Source organism: Pseudomonas sp. MF09156 (assembly GCF_059862305.1).
This window is the reverse complement of sequence record NZ_JCBCUR010000010.1, coordinates 151,746-169,052: the sequence shown is the minus strand read 5'-3', so window position 1 is coordinate 169,052 and position 17,307 is coordinate 151,746. Positions and strand designations below refer to the sequence as shown.

Sequence of the window (17,307 nt, the reverse complement as noted above, 5' to 3'; positions counted from 1 at the left end):
CATATCCAGCGTCAATTCGTTGTTCTCGTGCCCGTCGGGCGTTGCAGCGATCCGCGTTAACTCCAGACCTCGCCGATTCGCTGTAATCGCGACCTACATTAACGCTCGTCCCAGGCTCAAGGCGCAGCACTTGCCTGCGTACCACTTCGCCTTCTTCGGTAGAACTCACAAAAGCCGCGAATCCTGTGTTGCCCCCTTCATTTCCTGCGACCCAAAAAAACTCATAAACACCCTGTTGACTGACCGGCAGTCATGAGTTAATAATTCTCATTAAGGATTAATCTGGAGTTCAAGGAATGACGTCGACACAGGTAATTGTGCTGCTGAAGGAAATAGGGTTACCGCCCGAGCTGCTCGCGTCAGCCGCCGGTGACTGGAGGCTGCGCACTGATCTGGGCCTGAGCTCGGCGGAAACGCTGGAGCTGCAACTGATGCTGGAGCAGTTGGGATGTGGCGGATTTTCGCTTTGGGATACGCATGACCATACCTTGCGAGAGCTTGAGCGACTGATCGAGTCAGCACACGCAACTGAGGGCCCTCGTGCCGGGGGTACGAAATGAGTCCTCATCCTGCATCACTGAACGAACAGTTGGCCGTGGTCCTAAACAAGGGCGGAGATGCACCTGCCTTAATTGCCGATGGCGAAATTATTTCCTATGCGCAATTGAAGTCGCGAGTTGCCTCTACAGCCGCACGGCTGCGAGCCCTAAGCATCTCGAAAGGCGATCATGTCGCGTTTCAGTTACCCAACTGCGCCGATGCTGTCATCTTGATGCTTGCGACGCTGATAACCGGCGCGGCTCCAGTGCCACTCCTTCCCGCCTATCGCGAACAAGAATTGCGACACGTCCTGAAAATGGTCAGGCCTCGTGTCATGGCCATGACCAAAGGTAACCGTCGCTTCAGCGCAGTGGGTGTGGCCAGCACTGTCAGTCGTGAAGAAGGTTTGGACGTGGTGCTGGGTCTTATTGATGAGCCTGACAACGGCGACAATTCAGACTGGCTAGCGCTTAGGGAATTCTGTTCAGCGTCATGTGACAACGCGTCAGCGCATGAACTGCGCGCGACACAGATGGGTGCAGAAGATACAGCGATGATGCTGCTGTCGAGCGGGACGACAGGACTCCCGAAGCCCATCGCTAGAAAAAACGCAGGCTACAGCTACATGATCGCTGAAGCTTGCCGGGTATTCGAACTCAGTCACTCCTCCTCCTATCTGGCGGTGCTGCCCATATCTCACGGTTTTGTCATCAACTGCCCAGGCATTCTCGGCACCCTCCTTTGCGGGGGAACCGTGGTTCTGTCCCCGGACACGTCCGCGCAAACGGCTTTGAGACTGATCACAAACCATGAAGTAACACATTCGACGCTGGTTCCAGCATTACTGGCCCAGTGGCTTGATCGAGTGAATCAGCAAGGGATTGCACCTCAGACATTAAGGCACATTCAAGTCGGTGGGTCGCGCCTGCCTGCTGATCTCGCAGCCCTTGCTGAATCAAGGTTAGGGATGCGTATCCAGCAGTGCTACGGGATGAGCGAGGGGCTTCTTTGCTTCACCCGCGGGACTGATTCGGACAGCGTCCGATTCAACTCACAGGGCCGCCCGTTGTCCGAGCAAGATGAGGTCCTGATTGTGGACAGCGACGGCACGCCGGTCCCGCCTGGCCAATCAGGTGAATTAATCACCCGCGGCCCCTACACCATATCTTCGTATTTCAACAATCCGCTGGCGACTTCCCGCGCCTTCACGCAAGACGGGTATTACCGAACCGGCGACATGGCCCACCTTGATTCGGCGGGCAACGTCTATATCGATGGGCGATTGACCGACTCAATCAATCGCGGTGGAGAAAAATTCAGCCCGGAAGAGATTGAAGCGCTTACTAAACAGCACGCGAAGATCCAGGACGTCGCGGTGGTGGGTATATCCGACCAGCGCTTCGGCGAAGTGCCTTGCCTGTTTGCCGTAGTGCACGAAGGAGAACAGCTTTCGTTATCCGAAGTCCGACGGCACCTGGAGATTGTTGGTATAGCGCAATTCAAACTGCCGGAGAGGCTAGTCCTGATAGAGGCGATTCCGCGCAAAGGCATCGGCAAAATTGACCGCGCGTCTCTACGCGCTCAAATCTACGGCGAGCGCCAAAGCGAAGCACAAGCATCCGGGTCGGGTGAGCTATGAAGCTCATACAAGCCCAGGCCGAAGGTGCCATTAGATTTAGCTTCGCGGCCTCAGTGCCTGTGCGACATCAACTGGTTGTGTTCCCTCACGCTGGCGGTAGTTCCGAGTTCTATAGAGCGTGGCGAGACCACCTGCCTGCGGACGTGGACCTCGTAATAATGCAATACCCTCAACCAGGCACGAGCAACGCGACAGTGAACTGGAGCGACCCACACGCAGCTATCCAACGCTGCATGAGGGGGTTGGCCAGTCTTCTTGGCATCGCGCCCACCACACTCTTTGGGCACAGCATGGGCGCCTTGCTCGCACTGCATATAGCGTCCTCCCTGGCATCGTCGAGATTCAGGGTGGCTCAACTCATCCTGTCGTCTCAGATGGCACCGGTGTCGCTGCAGACAATCCTTCAATCACAGCAGGATGTCGACCAGCTTGCAGAGCGTGCGATGGGGCTTGGCGAAGTGCCCGAGTTGAGCGCCTCTGCTGACACCGCTCAGACGGTTGTTGCTTCAGCTGTTCGTCAAGACCTGGCGCTTCTTCAAAAGCTTGCGAAGTTGCCGGTGGGTGACTTACCCACGACCCGCCTATTCGCGGGCGACAACGATCCGTTGATCGACAGAAAGCAGTTCTTCGAGTGGTCTCAATTGCTGCCCAAACATCCAGTGCTAGAGGTTTTTCCAGGCGGGCACTTCTACTTTCTCGGCAATGAGCCGTTGGTAGTGGACACCATCCTGGGCCCCTCTCGTACGGCGTGACCTCTACGTTCATTCAACCCAAACGCGTAATGGGAAATTTGTCATGGATTTCGACCTTTTCAATGCTCAATCAGCAGCTCCCAGCCCTGCCAAAGCGCTGGATATGTTTCCCCAACTCAGGGACTTCAGTGCGTCGCTGGGAAACACCCCGCTCGTGGAAGTGCCGGGGCCACAGAACGGAGGTCGAATCTTCGCCAAGCTGGAGTCGAAGAACCCTTCCGGGTCGATCAAGGATCGCGTGGCCTTCGGCTTGTTCTGTGATGCGATCAATGCTCACGACTTTGATCAGGGCCCGCTCAAGCTTCTTGATTCGTCCGGTGGCAACATGGCCAAGGCTTTAGCTCATTTGGGGCATCTATGCGGCCTGCCCGTGCACGTGGTGATACCCGACTCAGCGCCAGAGGTATTGCTTCAATCCTTGAGCGATAGCAACGCGATTGTCACGAAGGTGGACAGCAGCCATTTTCTGCTTGGCATCATCGCCCGCAGCCAGCAGATCGCCTGCACGGAGCCAGGCTGGACCTTGCTATCCCAGCATCTGAACTTGGTAAACACATCGGTGCATCAGTATCACACCGGCGCCGAGATCTGCCGTCAGCTCGACGGCCGACGCCCCGATGCCTGGGTAGCAGCCATCGGCACTGGAGGTACGCTTGCCGGCGTATACGCAGCGCTGGCGCAGCAAAACCAGGACCTGCGCGTCGTCGGGTGCACGCCTCGCGAACTGCCATTTGGCACGATGGAACCTCCAAACCGAACTGCCAGATTCGCAGGCGCAGGAGGATTTGGTTTCGGGTTCCGGCAACCGTTTGTCTCGTTGATTCCCTACGAAGTGCCGTTCCAGACCGTCTCACACGAGGAGTCTCTCAAAGCCATGTTCCGGTTCTTCGAGGAAACCGGCATCCCAATTGGCGGTTCGGCCGCGGCCAACTGGATCGTCGCGTGTAACGTCGCCTCTGAACTCGACAAGGAGGCCAGTGTAGTCACCATCTTCCCCGACGCCGGCAGCGACGCCGACCGCGAGCGGGGCCGGCAGTTGCTCGATAACGAGCGTCAAACGACAAGGAGCTAATGCTATGCCCATTAATGAACAGGACATGATGTCAAATCTGGTGAGCCTGGCCGATCTGGCCAGAGCTCAGTTGGACCTTCCCGACGGGCTCAACAAAGCCCGGCAGATTGTTGCAGAGCGCATAGGCACCGATCGCTTCGTCATGCTGCCACTGCTTGAACTCAGCGATATTCAGTTCAAGGCACAGGCTGACGACAGGCCCACTGTGGGCGATGTCAACTCGCATATTGATCGATGGATCGGGGATGACGGCGTCGAAATCGGCACCATCAGCGGCGAAGGTTGGAAGATCGCAAGCCTGGATAAAGACGTGATCTCCTATTATCGGGAAACCGCAGATACACGCTTGGGCAGAATCGAGACAGCGGGGGTCTGGAATTCATCCGCCATTTGGCAAGGGCGATGGCAATCATTGTTTGCCACCGGTGTCACCGGTGAGGTGACCGGGATGATTGGGGTACGGCAACTGTATCAAGAGGTCCCGCGCGAGCGCTATCGGGCCTTTGTATTGCTGATTCCGATCGAAGCGGCCGACGAAGCGATTCAGGGCCGGGTACGCCGCGGATACACGACTGATTGAATTCGGAGGTCGCATGTACGATCAGCACGTGGACCGCGACATTGCAGTCATTGGTATGGCTTGCAGGTTTCCTGGCGCCAACACCCTTGAGCAGTACTGGCACAACCTGGTGAACGGCGTCGAGTCGGTAATCGAACTCGGTGATACGCCTACCGATGCGCAGACCATGCCATTTGCCGCACCGTTGAATGACAACGTACTGTCATTCGATGCCACGTTTTTTGGCGTGGGTCATCGTGATGCAGCCTTGATGGACCCTCAGCACCGACTATTCCTCGAGTGCGCGTGGCATGCGCTCGAGCATAGCGGTATCAAGCCCGGACAAATGCCCGACACCGGTTTGTTTGCCGGCTGCAGTAGCTCAGCCTACCTTGGCCACTTGCAAGCGTCCGACCTCATGGAAAAATTCCAGCCGTCAGGGTTCGAGCTGCAAATTACCAATGATAAGGACTACTTGGTCACGCGGGCGGCGTGGCACCTGGGCATAGAGGGGCCGGTACTCGGTGTGCAGGCAGCCTGCGCTACATCGCTCGTCGCCGTCGCAGAGGCCGTCGAGGCCTTACGCGCAGGGCGATGTCGAGTAGCGCTGGCCGGTGGATGCACGTTGCGGTTTCCGCAACGTGCACCTTACCGGACTCAGCGAGGCATGATCTACGCACAGAATGGCCACTGCATGCCTTTCTCCAGCAAAGCGACAGGGACGGTGTTTGGCAGCGGTGTCGCGCTAGTGGTTCTGAAACCGTTATCCCTGGCGCTCGCTGAGGGGCAACGCGTGTTAGCCGTAATCAAAGGCTGCGCCGTCAACAACGATGGCGCCCGCAAGGTGGGTTTCACCACCACCAGCGTCGATGGACAACGACGCGTGATCAGCGCGGCCATGCTCGATGCCCATCTCACGCCCATGGACATGCGGGCGATGGAGGCGCACGGGACCGGGACAATTGCCGGTGATCCCATTGAGTTCAACGCATTGAACGACCTGTTTGCAATGCCCGGGAAAGGACACAACTCCTGCGCACTTGGCTCAGTGAAGGCCAACGTAGGGCACCTGGAAACATGCGCGGGCATGGCAGGGCTGATCAAGGCCGTGCTCCAGATCCAGCATGGTTTCATAGCGCCACAGATCCACATGGACGAGGTAAACCCTTCGATAGCATTGGATGCCAGCCCGTTTTATTTTCCCGCAATCGCTGAGCCGTGGCATACAACGGATAGTCGCAGCGCCATTGGGGTCAGTGCTTTTGGAATCGGCGGGACAAATGCGCACATAGTGCTGGCGCGTTCGCCACAAGCTCTCGATGAGACGACGACCGCCGCGACCGATTTTCCTTCAGTCATTCCCGTAACCGGGCAAAGCGAGGCTGCCTGCCACAGGTTGATACGGGCCTACCGCGCAGAACTCGCCGGGCTCCCCGCGGACCGCACGGCGTGGAGCGCCCAAACCACGCGTCGAGCGCTCAGGTATCGCGCAACCTTGTGTGTGGACAAGGACGGCGCACTGCAGGTCGCTGACCCGGTACGCGATACCGGCCGCCGCAAGCCGGACATCGTTTTCCAGTTCCCGGGCCAGGGCAGTCAGTTCCTCGGCATGGCCACCGGCCTGGCCAAGTCGAACCGACATTTCGCAAGTGATCTTCATGCCTTGGTACGTCTGCTGCGAGAACAAGCGGATGTCGATGTCTCCTTCCTGCTGGATGGAAATGCTGACACCGACCTGACCGATACCGCGACGGCACAGCCCGCGCTCGTTGCAGTTCAAATCGCGATGGCCCGGTTCCTCATTCGGCACGGCGTCGTACCTGACGCAATCGTCGGTCACAGCGTGGGCGAAATCGCAGGCGCCTGCATCGCCGGAATGCTGACCGCCGAAGAAGCACTGCTGTTCGCTGCTCGACGGGGCAGGTTGATGTCTGAATTGCCAGCTGGCTCCATGCTCGCCGTCTCCATGAGTGAGCAAGCCTGCCGGGATTGGCTCGCGGACGACGTTTCGCTAGCCGCCGTCAACGCCACAGAGGCCTGCGTTCTCTCCGGTACCAAGGCCGCGATCGAGCGCATACAGCGCTCATTGACCAGCCTCGGCATACGTTGCCGTGGTTTGACGGTATCCCATGGGTTTCACTCGTCCATGATGGCCCCCATCCTGGACGAACTGGCAGCCGCCGCGCCGACCGCCAAGGCGGCGCCTTCGGATATTCGCTTCCACTCGACCCTGCACGGCACAGCATTCGACTCGTCAGACCGCCTCGACGGAGCCTACTGGGCGCGGCACGCGCGTGAGCCGGTGAGATACCTGGAGGCGCTTACCACCATTGCGGTTCGTGAAGGGACGCTATTTGTCGAAGTGGGCCCCGGCACGACCTTGACGGCCTTGACAATGGCACTGCGGCCGCGAGACACCGCGATTCGCACGATGCGTGGCGAGCGAGACAAATCGCCAGAGCATGAGGTGTGGCATACCGCGCTTCAGAAAATCTGGATGGCCGGTGTGGACATTAACTGGCGCCCGTCGTGGAACCTGCCGGCCAGAACCATCCCGTTAACGCCCTACCCCTTCGACCGACAACGTCACGGCGTGACGCTTGAGACGCAGGGCAGCACACCTCGTACGGCCGAACCCGCACAGCAGCCTGAGTCGCGAAGGTACAACAGCGTTGCACAGGCCGCTGCCGCACTTTGGGAGAAGGTCACCGGGACGCCTCCATCCAGCCAGCATCAGTTGTTCAGTGACGATGGCGGGGATTCCTTGGCGGCGTTCCAACTGATTGCATTTGCAGACTCCGAACTCGGGGTCGTGTTGAACGTATCTGACTTCCTGGCTGATCCCACACCGTCGGGCCTATGTACATGCCTGACGGATGCCGGCGCCGCTAACAGCATTCACATTCATCCTAAAGAAGGGAACGCATAGTCATGGCAACCATCACTCATCCAACGTTCGGTGTCTATGAAGTCGAAACTGTAGTGGTAGACAGTCAGAGTTCATTCACCATCGCCTGCTCGCCCCACCGGCATGCGATGCCCAGCAATGGAGGTATCCGTTGGAGTCGATATAAAACACTGTCACATCAAAAAGATGAAGCAATCATGTTGGCAAGTGCGATGGATCTGAAACATGGTTTTTATCGAACCGGCTTCAGCGGCGGGAAAATCGTCGTAAATAGCAGTGCGCTACCTGATGAGGCCCCACACGTATTCGATGCCATCGGAGAAACCCTGAACCGCTATGCCGGCTCGATGTACACAGGGTGTGACATCAATACAAGCAGTGCGCATATGACGTACCTGAGAAAATCCACCCCGTGGATTCTGGATGCCATGGACAGCCCTCAGATCAGCACGTCAATTGCCACCGGATTTGGTGTCTGGAGTGCCCTGAAGGCGGTACTGAAGTGCTCTCCGAGAATCAACGGAACGCCTCTTGTAGCCATTCACGGCATGGGCAAGGTGGGCTTTGAAGTTGCCAGGCAATGTCTCGCCCATGGGTACAACGTGATCGGCTTCGACGTAAAGCCCATTAGCGATATTCCGGCCGGCCTGTGCATGTTGAGCGAGGAGGATTTCTGGTCAAGCGCCCCGGATGTGCTGTGCATTGCGTCCCTCTCCAGAATCCTTGATCTGCCCACGGTTGAACGTATACGCGCGCGCTGGGTTATCAGTAGCTCCAACACACCGTTTGACAGTACTCAAGCAGAAGCGAGGCTTCTGGCGCGTGGGGTTGGTTATGTTCCTGATTATGTAAGCAACGCCGGAGCGGTTATCTGTGACAGCATCGAGCGATCGTTCCCTGATGTTTTTCGTGCGATGACACAGGATCAGGCAAACAACTATACAGGGGCATTGATCGGTACCAAGACCGGCGAATTGATCAAACGGGCAGAACTGCTGGGATGCAATATTCCCACACTGTTATCGCGAACCTATTTTCATGCCGGAAATAATGTAGACCTCGACGTATCCCAACGGCACGATCCGTCTATCCACGCTGGTATAGACGCGCGCAGCTTCGCGGTTTAGACATAAGAGGACAATGAAGGGGATAGCTGTGGGTTTGTTATAACTTGGCCGCACCGCTGGCCCATCACAAGCATTTAAACTTTAAAGATCTCGCACATACCCAACTTATCTGGAAGAGCTATTCTTCCAACGTATTTAATTTGCTTGACGCGTCACGCAGTAACCGGGACTTCCATTACAACCGAGTCACTACGGCCCACGCGCATATAACACCGCTCAATTACCTGACGAACCCCAAAACATAACTAATTGCAGTGACGTTTTTTGTCGCCCACTTTAATTATCAGGAAGATACGATGCCCCCCAACACGCCAGAGACACACTACGATGTATTAATCATCGGCGGAGGAATACTCGGTCTCGCCAGCGCTTACTATGCGACAGCCAGAGGATTAAAAACATTGATTGTCGATCAGTACGGAATAGGCAACGACACCAATAGTTCCAAAGGCCTGGAGCGAATGTTCCGCTTGATGCAAGACAACGAGTCCGAAGCCCGGCTGGCCGAAGCGTCACTTGCAATATGGACAGAACTGCAGCGCGCGAGCGGAAAAACCCTGCTTGCTTCGGACGACCTTATCTTCTTTGGCCATCGGGATGCGCCGATGACTACCGAAGGTAACGTGCAACACATCAAACACACCATGGATAGCATGGGCATGCCCTACGAATACCTGGACTCCCCCGCCGCTATTCACAAAAGATTTCCGATGTTCAATCTGGCAGCCATGCCTGACGACTACGTAGGCCTGGTGCAGGCGGCAAGCGCGTCCATCAACGTGCAGGAAGCGGCCAGGACTTTTCTATTCGCCGCCCGGCAGACGGACCTCCTGCACGTATTGGATAAGCACGCCGTGATCCAGGTCGCCCCTCTTGAGGACCAGGCTGGCTATACGCTGTTGACTGAGGCTGATGGTCGCTCCGTGACCGTCCACGGAAAACATTTGATCACTTGCCCGGGGGTATGGGCAGATTCGGTGTTGAAGGGCTTTGGTCTCAAGCAAGCGCCCGGTTGGAAGATCTGGAAGATGAGTTACGCCTATTGGCCACTCAAGGAAACCCCCCCGAAGATTCCTATCTGGTTTGAGTTCGGGAATATCGATGCAAGCGACCAAGGTACGTTTTACGGCTTCCCACCCCTGGACTTCTCGCCAGACCGGCACAACATGGTAAAAATGAGCGCCGACTACACCTACGACACTTACGATGCGCCGTCAGCAATTCAACCGGGCGTGAACCCGAGATTGATGGAGGAACTCGTTGCGCACCTGGATCAACTGATTGCCCCCAATGCCGTCGACGCCACTCAATACCAGCATGCGGGGACGTGCCTTTACTCGATGAGCCCGGACGGCAAGCTGGTGATCGGGCGTATCCCGATGGCACCCGGCCAGCAGTCATTCCATGCCGGCGCCTCGATGTGCGTTATGGAGTCAGGCCGAGCCTTCAAATACGCGCCATTGTTTGGACGTATATTGGTTGAACTGGCTGTCGATGGGCACACCCGGTATCAGCACGACCTGGATATATTCTCGTCCACTCGTGATGGGCTGTTCGAACCTTCAACGTAACAGCGCTAAAACGGTGCCCACTACGAAGCGCGGTTTGTGCTCTCCCTTTCGTCTGCGCATCGTCAACACCGGTAGGTGCCCTGCTTCCAGGCAAGGGCACCGTTCACCCTGCACGCCAACAGCCCCTGAAGTACCGCCCAAAGAACAACCAGGCTACGGCTTGACCAGGCCCAGGTTTTCCCGGAAGCAGCGTCCTTCGTAACGCCTTCTGAGCAGCCCGCGCTTCTGCAGGAGCGGAACGACCTGCGCCACGAACTCGCTCGCGCCTCCCGGTAGGTGGGAGAACATGACGTTGAATCCATCGGCGGCCTCCTGCTGCAGCCACAGTGCCATCTGGTCAGCGACCATTTCGGCGGTCCCCACCATTTCCAGGCCCTGGTAACCGCAGACCCGCCTTGCCAACTCAAGAACGCTCAAGTTTTCCCGCGCCGCGAGCCGCACCACACGATCACGGCCGCTCTTGCTCGCATTGCTCTCGGGTATTTCAGGCAGTGGGCCTGCCGGATCGTAGGCAGAAATGTCGTGCCCCAACGCAATGGAGAGCGTCGCGAGGCAACTCTGATCATCTACCAGCTCATCCAGCCTCGATCTTTTGCGTTGCGCCTGCTCAAGATTGTCGCCTAATACGACAAGGACTGCGGGAACGATTTTCACCGCATCCGTGCGGCCTGCTGCCATAGCTCGTGATCGCATGTCAGCATAGAAAACCTGCGCAGATGCAAGATCGGTCTGATAAGTAAAAATGACTTCGGCCGTCTCTGCCGCAATCTGCCGCCCCGCTTCGGACGCACCGGCTTGTACTATGACGGGGCGCCCCTGAACAGGTCGAGCTACATTGAGCGGGCCTTTCACCGCGAAGTGAGGGCCTTGGTGATTGAGTGTATGCAGCTTGGCAGGATCAAAGTAGATGCCATTGGCTGCATCCATGCAGAAGGCATCCGCCTCCCAGCTTTCCCAAAGCCCCTCCATCACCTGCGAGAACTCTCGGGCGCGGCGGTACCTTGCGCCATGCTCAAGGTGGGACTGCGCGCCGAAGTTGGCTGCCTCGTTCGGATTACTCGACGTGACCAGATTCCACCCAGCCCTACCTGCACTGATGACATCCAGTGAGGCCAGGCGGCGCGCGAGCATGTACGGTTCGTTATAGGTGGTACTGGCGGTTGCGATCAGCCCGATGTGCCGCGTCACTGCCGCCAACGCCGGAAGCAGTGTCAATGGATCAAGCGTAACCACGCTGGAGCTTCGCATGAGCGTGTCGACGGAACCTGCGCGAACCGCAAGTGAGTCAGGCAGAAAGAGCCCATCAAACCGACCCTTCTCAAGGATTCTGGCGAACCACTTCATGTGCTCGAAGCGTCTGTGGAAGTCGGGTATGGCACCCGGATAGCGCCAAGCACCGGCATGAATGCTGGGCATGGCCAACAGGATGAGTTTCTTGAGTGGTCTGGTCATTGTAGGGTGCTCGACATGGAATTCGGTGCTCGCAAAGACCGATCCACAATCAGGAATGGAGCCCCTTGCGAGCAGTATTCGAGGCGCGCTTGCACGCCGTAGACTTTTTCCAGCAACGCCGGTGTCAGGACATCGAGGGGGCGGCCGGTGGCATGCACCCGCCCTTGATGAAGGACCACCACGTGGTCCGCGAAGCGCAATGCGTGATTGATGTCGTGAATGGCCATGACGACGCACATCGAGCGCGCTCGCGCCAACCGACGCAATAAATCGAGCACATCGAACTGGTTTTGCAAATCCAGTGCGCTCGTGGGCTCATCCAGTAACAAGACACTGGGTGCGCGGATCATTGCCTGGGCAATCGATACAAGTTGCCGTTGGCCGCCGCTCAATGCGGCCAGCTCGCGGTCGGCGAGCACGTTAATCTCCAGCGTCTGGAGCATACGGGTGACCTCATCCAACTCACTGCCATCAACGCCCCAGCCGCTGCCCTGCTTGCTCGCAAGCAGCACTGCTTCAAACACTCGCAGCGAGGAGTTCATGGAAATATCCTGGGGGACGTGTGCGGGGCGGTTGCGATGATGAATGGACCAGGTCTCGACAGCCTGCCCTGCCACAGTCACGGTGCCTGCGCCACCCAGCTCGCCCGCAATCCGGCGCAGCAGCGTGGACTTACCGGCAGCGTTCGAACCCAGCAGCGCCGTGATGCTACCCGCCGCCATGGGCCCGAAGCTGACGTTCTGCAATACCGCATGGCCGTCGAAGGCTACCGACACGTCCGCGATGTTGAGCAGTGCAGTCATCGCGTCTTCGCTCGCAGAATCAACGCAAAAAACAAGGGCACGCCCACCAGGGATGTCACTATTCCAATCGGCAGGGTTTGCCCGGCGACCAGCGATTTGCTCAGTACCGAGGCCGCCGACAGCATGCATGCCCCACATAGCGCAGAGGCCGGAAGGAGAAAGCGCTGGTCCTCGCCTACCAGCATTCGGGCAATATGCGGCCCCACCAATCCAACGAACCCGATGGTGCCCACAAAAGAGACGCAGATAGAGGCGAGCAGACTGCTGAGCAGAATGCCGCGCAGGCGCAGGCGCGCTACGGGAATCCCCAAAGCCGTCGCCCGGGCCTCTCCGAGTTGTAATGCCGTCAACGCCCAGGACTGGCGGGCGAACGTAAACGATACGATCAGGAGAATGACACTCATGATGCCGAGCTTGGGCCACGTAGCACGCGAAAGACTGCCCATTGTCCAGAAGACGACAGCAGACAGCGCCTGTTCGGGACCGATGTACTGCAGCGCCTCCAGCAGTGCCGAGAACGTGAAGACCAGGGTCGTGCCCAACAGTATGATCATTTCGGTGGTGATACCGCGTTTGCGACTCAGGCGATGAATGAACAAGGCCGCTGCCATCGAAACGAGGAACGCATTGACGGGGATGGCGTAGGCGACAGCCGAAGCAGGCAGAACGCTTACCCCCAATATCAGACCGAGTGCGGCGCCAAAACTCGCCGCGGCCGACAAGCCCAAGGTGAACGGGCTCGCCAGGGGGTTGCCGAGCACTGTCTGCATTTGCAAACCCGCAATCGACAGACTCGCGCCGACGACCAGAGCCGATAGCGCCACGGGTAGTCGAATGTCCCAAAGTATCACGCTCACCTGGCTCGACGACGCGTCTTGCATCAAGACGGACAGCAGCTCCATCAACCTGTAATGCGCCGGGCCTATGGAAAGGTCGATCATGAAAAACACAAGGGTAAGCAGGCCAATGCCGACGATCATGCTCAAGCGGCGTTTCGCCAGGCGGCTGTATAAGCTCCGCCCGCGGGTGAGTTCGGCCTGTGTGCCGATGGCTTGCTTCGTCATAGTGATGCTCCATCCAGGCTCAGCCAATAACCGGGCTGATAAGGAACCGGAAGAAAACGCGCGTGGAACTCGCGAAACGTAGCGTCCGGATCCAGCGATGCGAAGAGTTCGGGATGAAGCCACTTTGCTATCCGCTGCAGTGCGACAAAGTAATACGGATTGTCATAGAAGGGATGCCAGATGGCGTGGACCCTCCCCGCCTTCACCGCCGACAACGAACGATATGCCGGCCGGCGCATCAACCGGCGCAAACGCGCGAGCCCTTGCGCGGAGTCGGCGCCGGGTCCGAGGTTGACCCAGTCTCCCGCAGGCGAATAAAGCGACCAATTTGCGCCGGTCACCAGGATGACATCCGGGTCGCTGGCAATAACCTGCTCGGGATGCAAGGTACCAAAAGTACTGTGCAGGAAATGAGAACCGAGGTTGTCACCTCCAGCGACTGTCACAAGCTCACCGAAATTGCCTTCGCCGTAAGTCAGGCAGCAGTCGTCATACAGACCTGCGGCACGCTCGACCATTACACGAGGCCGCATTCGAACGTTTTCCAATGGCACCGTGACACGTTCGATCTGCTCTTGGCGAAAACGCAGGAATTCGTCGGCACGATCGGTTCGCCCAAGCAGTGCACCGAGGATCTGCACGCTTCGCACGGTGTTATCAAACATCTTGGTGCGAAAATCAACGAACACGATCGGAATGCCCACCTGTGTCAACCGTGCCATCAGGCCCGACGACTCGGCGGCGGCCTTTGAACTGAGGTTCATGATCACCACGTCCGGCGCCAACGAAATCGCTAATTCGCTACCAATGGAGTCGAGCGTCGCGGCCGGAAACGATGGAATGCGGCCCATCTCGGGAAACTTCCGCAGATATGCCCGATAGCCATCCAGGTCCGCAGCCTTGAAGTTCTCGCCCCAACCCACAACATCAGCAAATGGCCGGTCCGGAAGCAGCACCGCCAAGACGTAAGCCAGCGTGCCGTCCCCCAGCAGCACCCGCTTTACAGGTCGATCTATGTGTACATCACGGTCAGCAACATCCTTGAATGACACACGTGCGGGCGCAGCGGTGAGACTTCGAGAAAGGCTGATCAACATTCCAGCCGCCATCAGGCGCCCCAGAACACGGCGCCTTGAATACAGAACATCGCCCATTTGGCTCACCAGCGGTAAGTGAGAGAAGTGGTGGCCGTGCGATCCTGCCCGACAAAGCAATACAGGGCCGAGGTACAACTTGCGACGTATTCCTTGTTAGTCAGGTTGCTGACATTGAGCGCCAGCGAAGCGCCTTCAAGCGAAGGCGCAATTGAACCCAGTTCATAGTTCAACGCCAGATCAAAAAGCGTGACCGCCGGAACCTTGAACGTGTTCGCTGGATCGCCGTACGACGCGCCCAGGTAACGCGAGCCTGCTCCGATTTTCAGGCCGGACAAAGATCCGCGCCCTATGAGGTAATCAAGCCACAGGGCAGCGCTGTGTCGGGGGGTTTGTGTCAGGCTGTTGCCTTGGTAGGTCGTATCCTGGACCAAGGCGTTATCCAGGTAACTGTAACTGGCAAGCAGATTAAGATTTTCGACTAGCTCGGCAGTGGCTGAAAGATCGACACCACGGCTGCGCACCTTGCCCGCCTGGGTGTTGAACCCCAGATGGGCCGCATCGGCGGTTTTGACGTTGGTTTGTTCCAGATTGTAAATGGCGGCGGTCAGCAATGTTCTGGAGTCGGCGGGGTGAAACTTGATGCCTATCTCCGTTTGTGTCGTTTCAGTCGGGACGAACGCACTCCCGTTGTAACCGCTGCCTATCAACGGATTAAAAGACGTGGCATAGCTCACATAGGGAGAAATGCCGTTGTCAAACTGGTAACTCAGGCCTGTTCGCCCCGACCACTTCCCGTTGTTCATCTTGGTGGAGACCGAAGTAGGGGAATAACTTCGCGTCACGTCGTCTGTTTCGGATTTATCGTAGCGTGTGCCCAACGTCAGACGCCATCGGTCATAAGAAATCTGATCCTGTACATAGACGCCCAAGCGATCGAACTCCTGTTTCTCGGACCAAGGTGCTGCGCGGCTTGCCGTGAAGTCTGGTTTGACATGCGGGCGATAGTCCGAGCCGTAGGGGTCAACAAGATAAGGGCCACTGCTATAGAGGGCACTGGTTACAGTGCCCGAGGCAAAATCGGCACCCACGATAACGTCGTGCTTAGTAGGCCCGAGCTGGAGGCTGCCACTGACATAGTTGTCCATCGAGAACGTATTGGAACTGGAAGGGGAAATCTCATAAGTGTTTTTTAGCAGTGGCTTGCCATTGACCACCGAATACCCGTAGACAACGCTTCTTTGCAAATCCGAGGCGATATGCATGTAGCGCATAGTGCTCGTCACCTTCCAGTCGTTGTCGAAAGAGTGGGTGAAGTTGGAGCTGATGTAATTCTGTTCACGGGACGAGTCATCAAACGACATATCCCGGTAGTTCCTGTCCCGATCTATTGATGGATAGGGACTTTTATTCAGCCCAAGCAGATTGGCTGGCAAAGAGTTGTAGTTCGGTATTTCGGGCTCCCGAGAGTGAACAAGCTGGACAGTCCAAGAGGTTTGCTCCGTCGGCTGCCACGTCAGCGAAGGCGCAAGGTAGAGCCTTTTGTGGTGTACATCTTCGATCTGGTCATTCGCCTTCAACCCTGTCGCGGTAAAGCGATAGAGCAGCGTCCTGTCACTGTCGAGTGGACCGGTTGAATCCACGCCAAGAAACGTACGGCCGAAGCTGCCAAATTGTGTCGTGACCTCATGCGACTCCACCTCTTGGGGCTTGCGAGTTACCTGGTTGACTATGCCTCCGCCGGTTGATTGCCCATAAAGATAGGACGACGGTCCTCGCAATACTTCGACACGCTCCAGTGTGTAGGGATCGACCTGGGGCGACCAACTGCCAGGGTTACTGATTAAGCGCAGCCCGTCCAAATAGTAATCGGCTTCGACGCCGCGGATTTTTGTGAAGTCGAGCTGATCTCCGAAGGCCCCGTATTTTTCGCTATTGGCGCCTGCCGTATAGCGCAGTGCCTGGCTGGTCGTTTTTATTTGCTGGGTATCCATTTGCTCGCGCGTGACTACCGACACGGATTGAGGAATTTCCAGGATCGAAGTGTCGGTCTTGCTGCCCAACCCGGATTGTTCCGCAACATAACCGTGTACGAGACCGGATTCGCCTCCCTTGGTGCTCACCCCAGTGACACTGGTGGCCGGCAAGGTGACCACACCTGCAACGGGTGGGATTGGATCATTCTCGGTCGTGCGCTGCGCAAGGTCATCAGCGTGAGCCATTTGATAAGCACACAGGGTTAGCGCAGAGGCGATCACCGCACACTGCTGGGCGGTGCGGCGAAAGTAGTTTGGTTTCGAGCTTGGGGAGGGATGAATCAGCGGCCAGTTGTTCATTCTGTACACGGCGTCAAGCGGATTGGGAGGCAAATCCTATCCACTGACTGACTGACAGTCAATGTAAATGAGAAGTAACATTAACTGTGCCTTGCGTGCCTGTGTAACCACCGCAGCTCAATTACCGGGCGCGACTTGTATGGACCCGTGCAACGAGGGTGCTGCCGCGCCTGCGCAACGATGTGAAAATGCCCCCAAAGCCACCATTTTCCGCAGAAGGGATAAGGCATCATGTCGATACCCATTGGCCAACAGTTCAATATCATGGGGTGATCCAAGACATGCATGAACTTGGTGATGCTTACCACCGCGTAGCGTGCCCGGGCCACCCTTTGATGAGCGATCAACGACTACATTCTGTCGGAAATCGCCACTCAAGAACCTGATACA

13 protein-coding genes are annotated in these 17,307 nt (G+C 57.3%); 8 read left to right on the top strand and 5 right to left on the bottom strand.

All coding sequences use genetic code 11. The annotated features are described in order from the left end of the window. Positions 1-296 precede the first annotated feature (296 nt). The 8 genes from AC19YY_RS21015 to AC19YY_RS20980 all read left to right on the top strand — a co-directional run bounded on the left by AC19YY_RS21015 (position 297) and on the right by AC19YY_RS20980 (position 10,168). A complete protein-coding gene (locus tag AC19YY_RS21015) occupies positions 297-560 on the top strand; it encodes a hypothetical protein (RefSeq protein ID WP_500604806.1) in 264 nt (87 codons plus the stop codon). Then, positions 557-2,179, top strand: coding sequence for an AMP-binding protein (locus AC19YY_RS21010; protein ID WP_500604805.1), 1,623 nt, complete (start codon positions 557-559; stop codon positions 2,177-2,179). The genes AC19YY_RS21015 and AC19YY_RS21010 overlap by 4 nt, the downstream gene beginning before the upstream one ends. Continuing rightward, positions 2,176-2,931 (top strand): thioesterase II family protein, encoded by a 756-nt coding sequence (locus AC19YY_RS21005; protein ID WP_500604804.1) that lies wholly within the window; start codon positions 2,176-2,178, stop codon positions 2,929-2,931. Before AC19YY_RS21010 ends, AC19YY_RS21005 begins: the two co-directional genes overlap by 4 nt. Before the next feature lie 43 nt (positions 2,932-2,974). After that, entirely contained in the window at positions 2,975-4,003 is a 1,029-nt protein-coding gene (locus AC19YY_RS21000; RefSeq protein ID WP_169951527.1) for a pyridoxal-phosphate dependent enzyme, read from the top strand. Positions 4,004-4,007: 4 nt separating this feature from the next. Next, on the top strand, positions 4,008-4,583 hold the full coding sequence (locus AC19YY_RS20995; protein ID WP_169951525.1) for an allene oxide cyclase barrel-like domain-containing protein: 576 nt from the start codon (positions 4,008-4,010) through the stop codon (positions 4,581-4,583). A gap of 13 nt (positions 4,584-4,596) precedes the next feature. Continuing rightward, positions 4,597-7,491 carry a type I polyketide synthase gene (locus tag AC19YY_RS20990; RefSeq protein WP_500604803.1) on the top strand — a complete coding sequence of 965 codons (2,895 nt, stop codon included), beginning with the start codon at positions 4,597-4,599 and terminating at the stop codon, positions 7,489-7,491. A 2-nt stretch (positions 7,492-7,493) separates the two neighbouring features. Next, positions 7,494-8,597, top strand: a complete 1,104-nt coding sequence (locus AC19YY_RS20985; protein ID WP_500604802.1) for a hypothetical protein — start codon at positions 7,494-7,496, stop codon at positions 8,595-8,597. A gap of 296 nt (positions 8,598-8,893) precedes the next feature. Beyond that, positions 8,894-10,168, top strand: a complete 1,275-nt coding sequence (locus tag AC19YY_RS20980; protein WP_500604801.1) for an FAD-dependent oxidoreductase — start codon at positions 8,894-8,896, stop codon at positions 10,166-10,168. A gap of 153 nt (positions 10,169-10,321) precedes the next feature. Here the strand turns inward: AC19YY_RS20980 and AC19YY_RS20975 are convergent, their stop codons facing one another. From AC19YY_RS20975 to AC19YY_RS20955, 5 genes are read right to left on the bottom strand one after another with little or no spacing between them, the layout of a single operon-like run. Further along, positions 10,322-11,620, bottom strand: a complete 1,299-nt coding sequence (locus AC19YY_RS20975; protein WP_169951516.1) for an LLM class flavin-dependent oxidoreductase — start codon at positions 11,618-11,620, stop codon at positions 10,322-10,324. Next, the gene (locus tag AC19YY_RS20970) at positions 11,617-12,423 is read right to left on the bottom strand and encodes an ABC transporter ATP-binding protein (protein WP_170041447.1); all 807 of its coding nucleotides are present in this window, start codon (positions 12,421-12,423) and stop codon (positions 11,617-11,619) included. The genes AC19YY_RS20975 and AC19YY_RS20970 overlap by 4 nt, the downstream gene beginning before the upstream one ends. Then, positions 12,420-13,487, bottom strand: coding sequence for a FecCD family ABC transporter permease (locus AC19YY_RS20965; RefSeq protein WP_170041448.1), 1,068 nt, complete (start codon positions 13,485-13,487; stop codon positions 12,420-12,422). Before AC19YY_RS20965 ends, AC19YY_RS20970 begins: the two co-directional genes overlap by 4 nt. Then, positions 13,484-14,641, bottom strand: a complete 1,158-nt coding sequence (locus AC19YY_RS20960) for an ABC transporter substrate-binding protein (protein ID WP_172311343.1) — start codon at positions 14,639-14,641, stop codon at positions 13,484-13,486. The genes AC19YY_RS20965 and AC19YY_RS20960 overlap by 4 nt, the downstream gene beginning before the upstream one ends. 5 nt (positions 14,642-14,646) lie before the next feature. Then, a complete protein-coding gene (locus AC19YY_RS20955) occupies positions 14,647-16,917 on the bottom strand; it encodes a TonB-dependent siderophore receptor (protein ID WP_500604800.1) in 2,271 nt (756 codons plus the stop codon). Between the last annotated feature and the right edge of the window lie 390 nt (positions 16,918-17,307).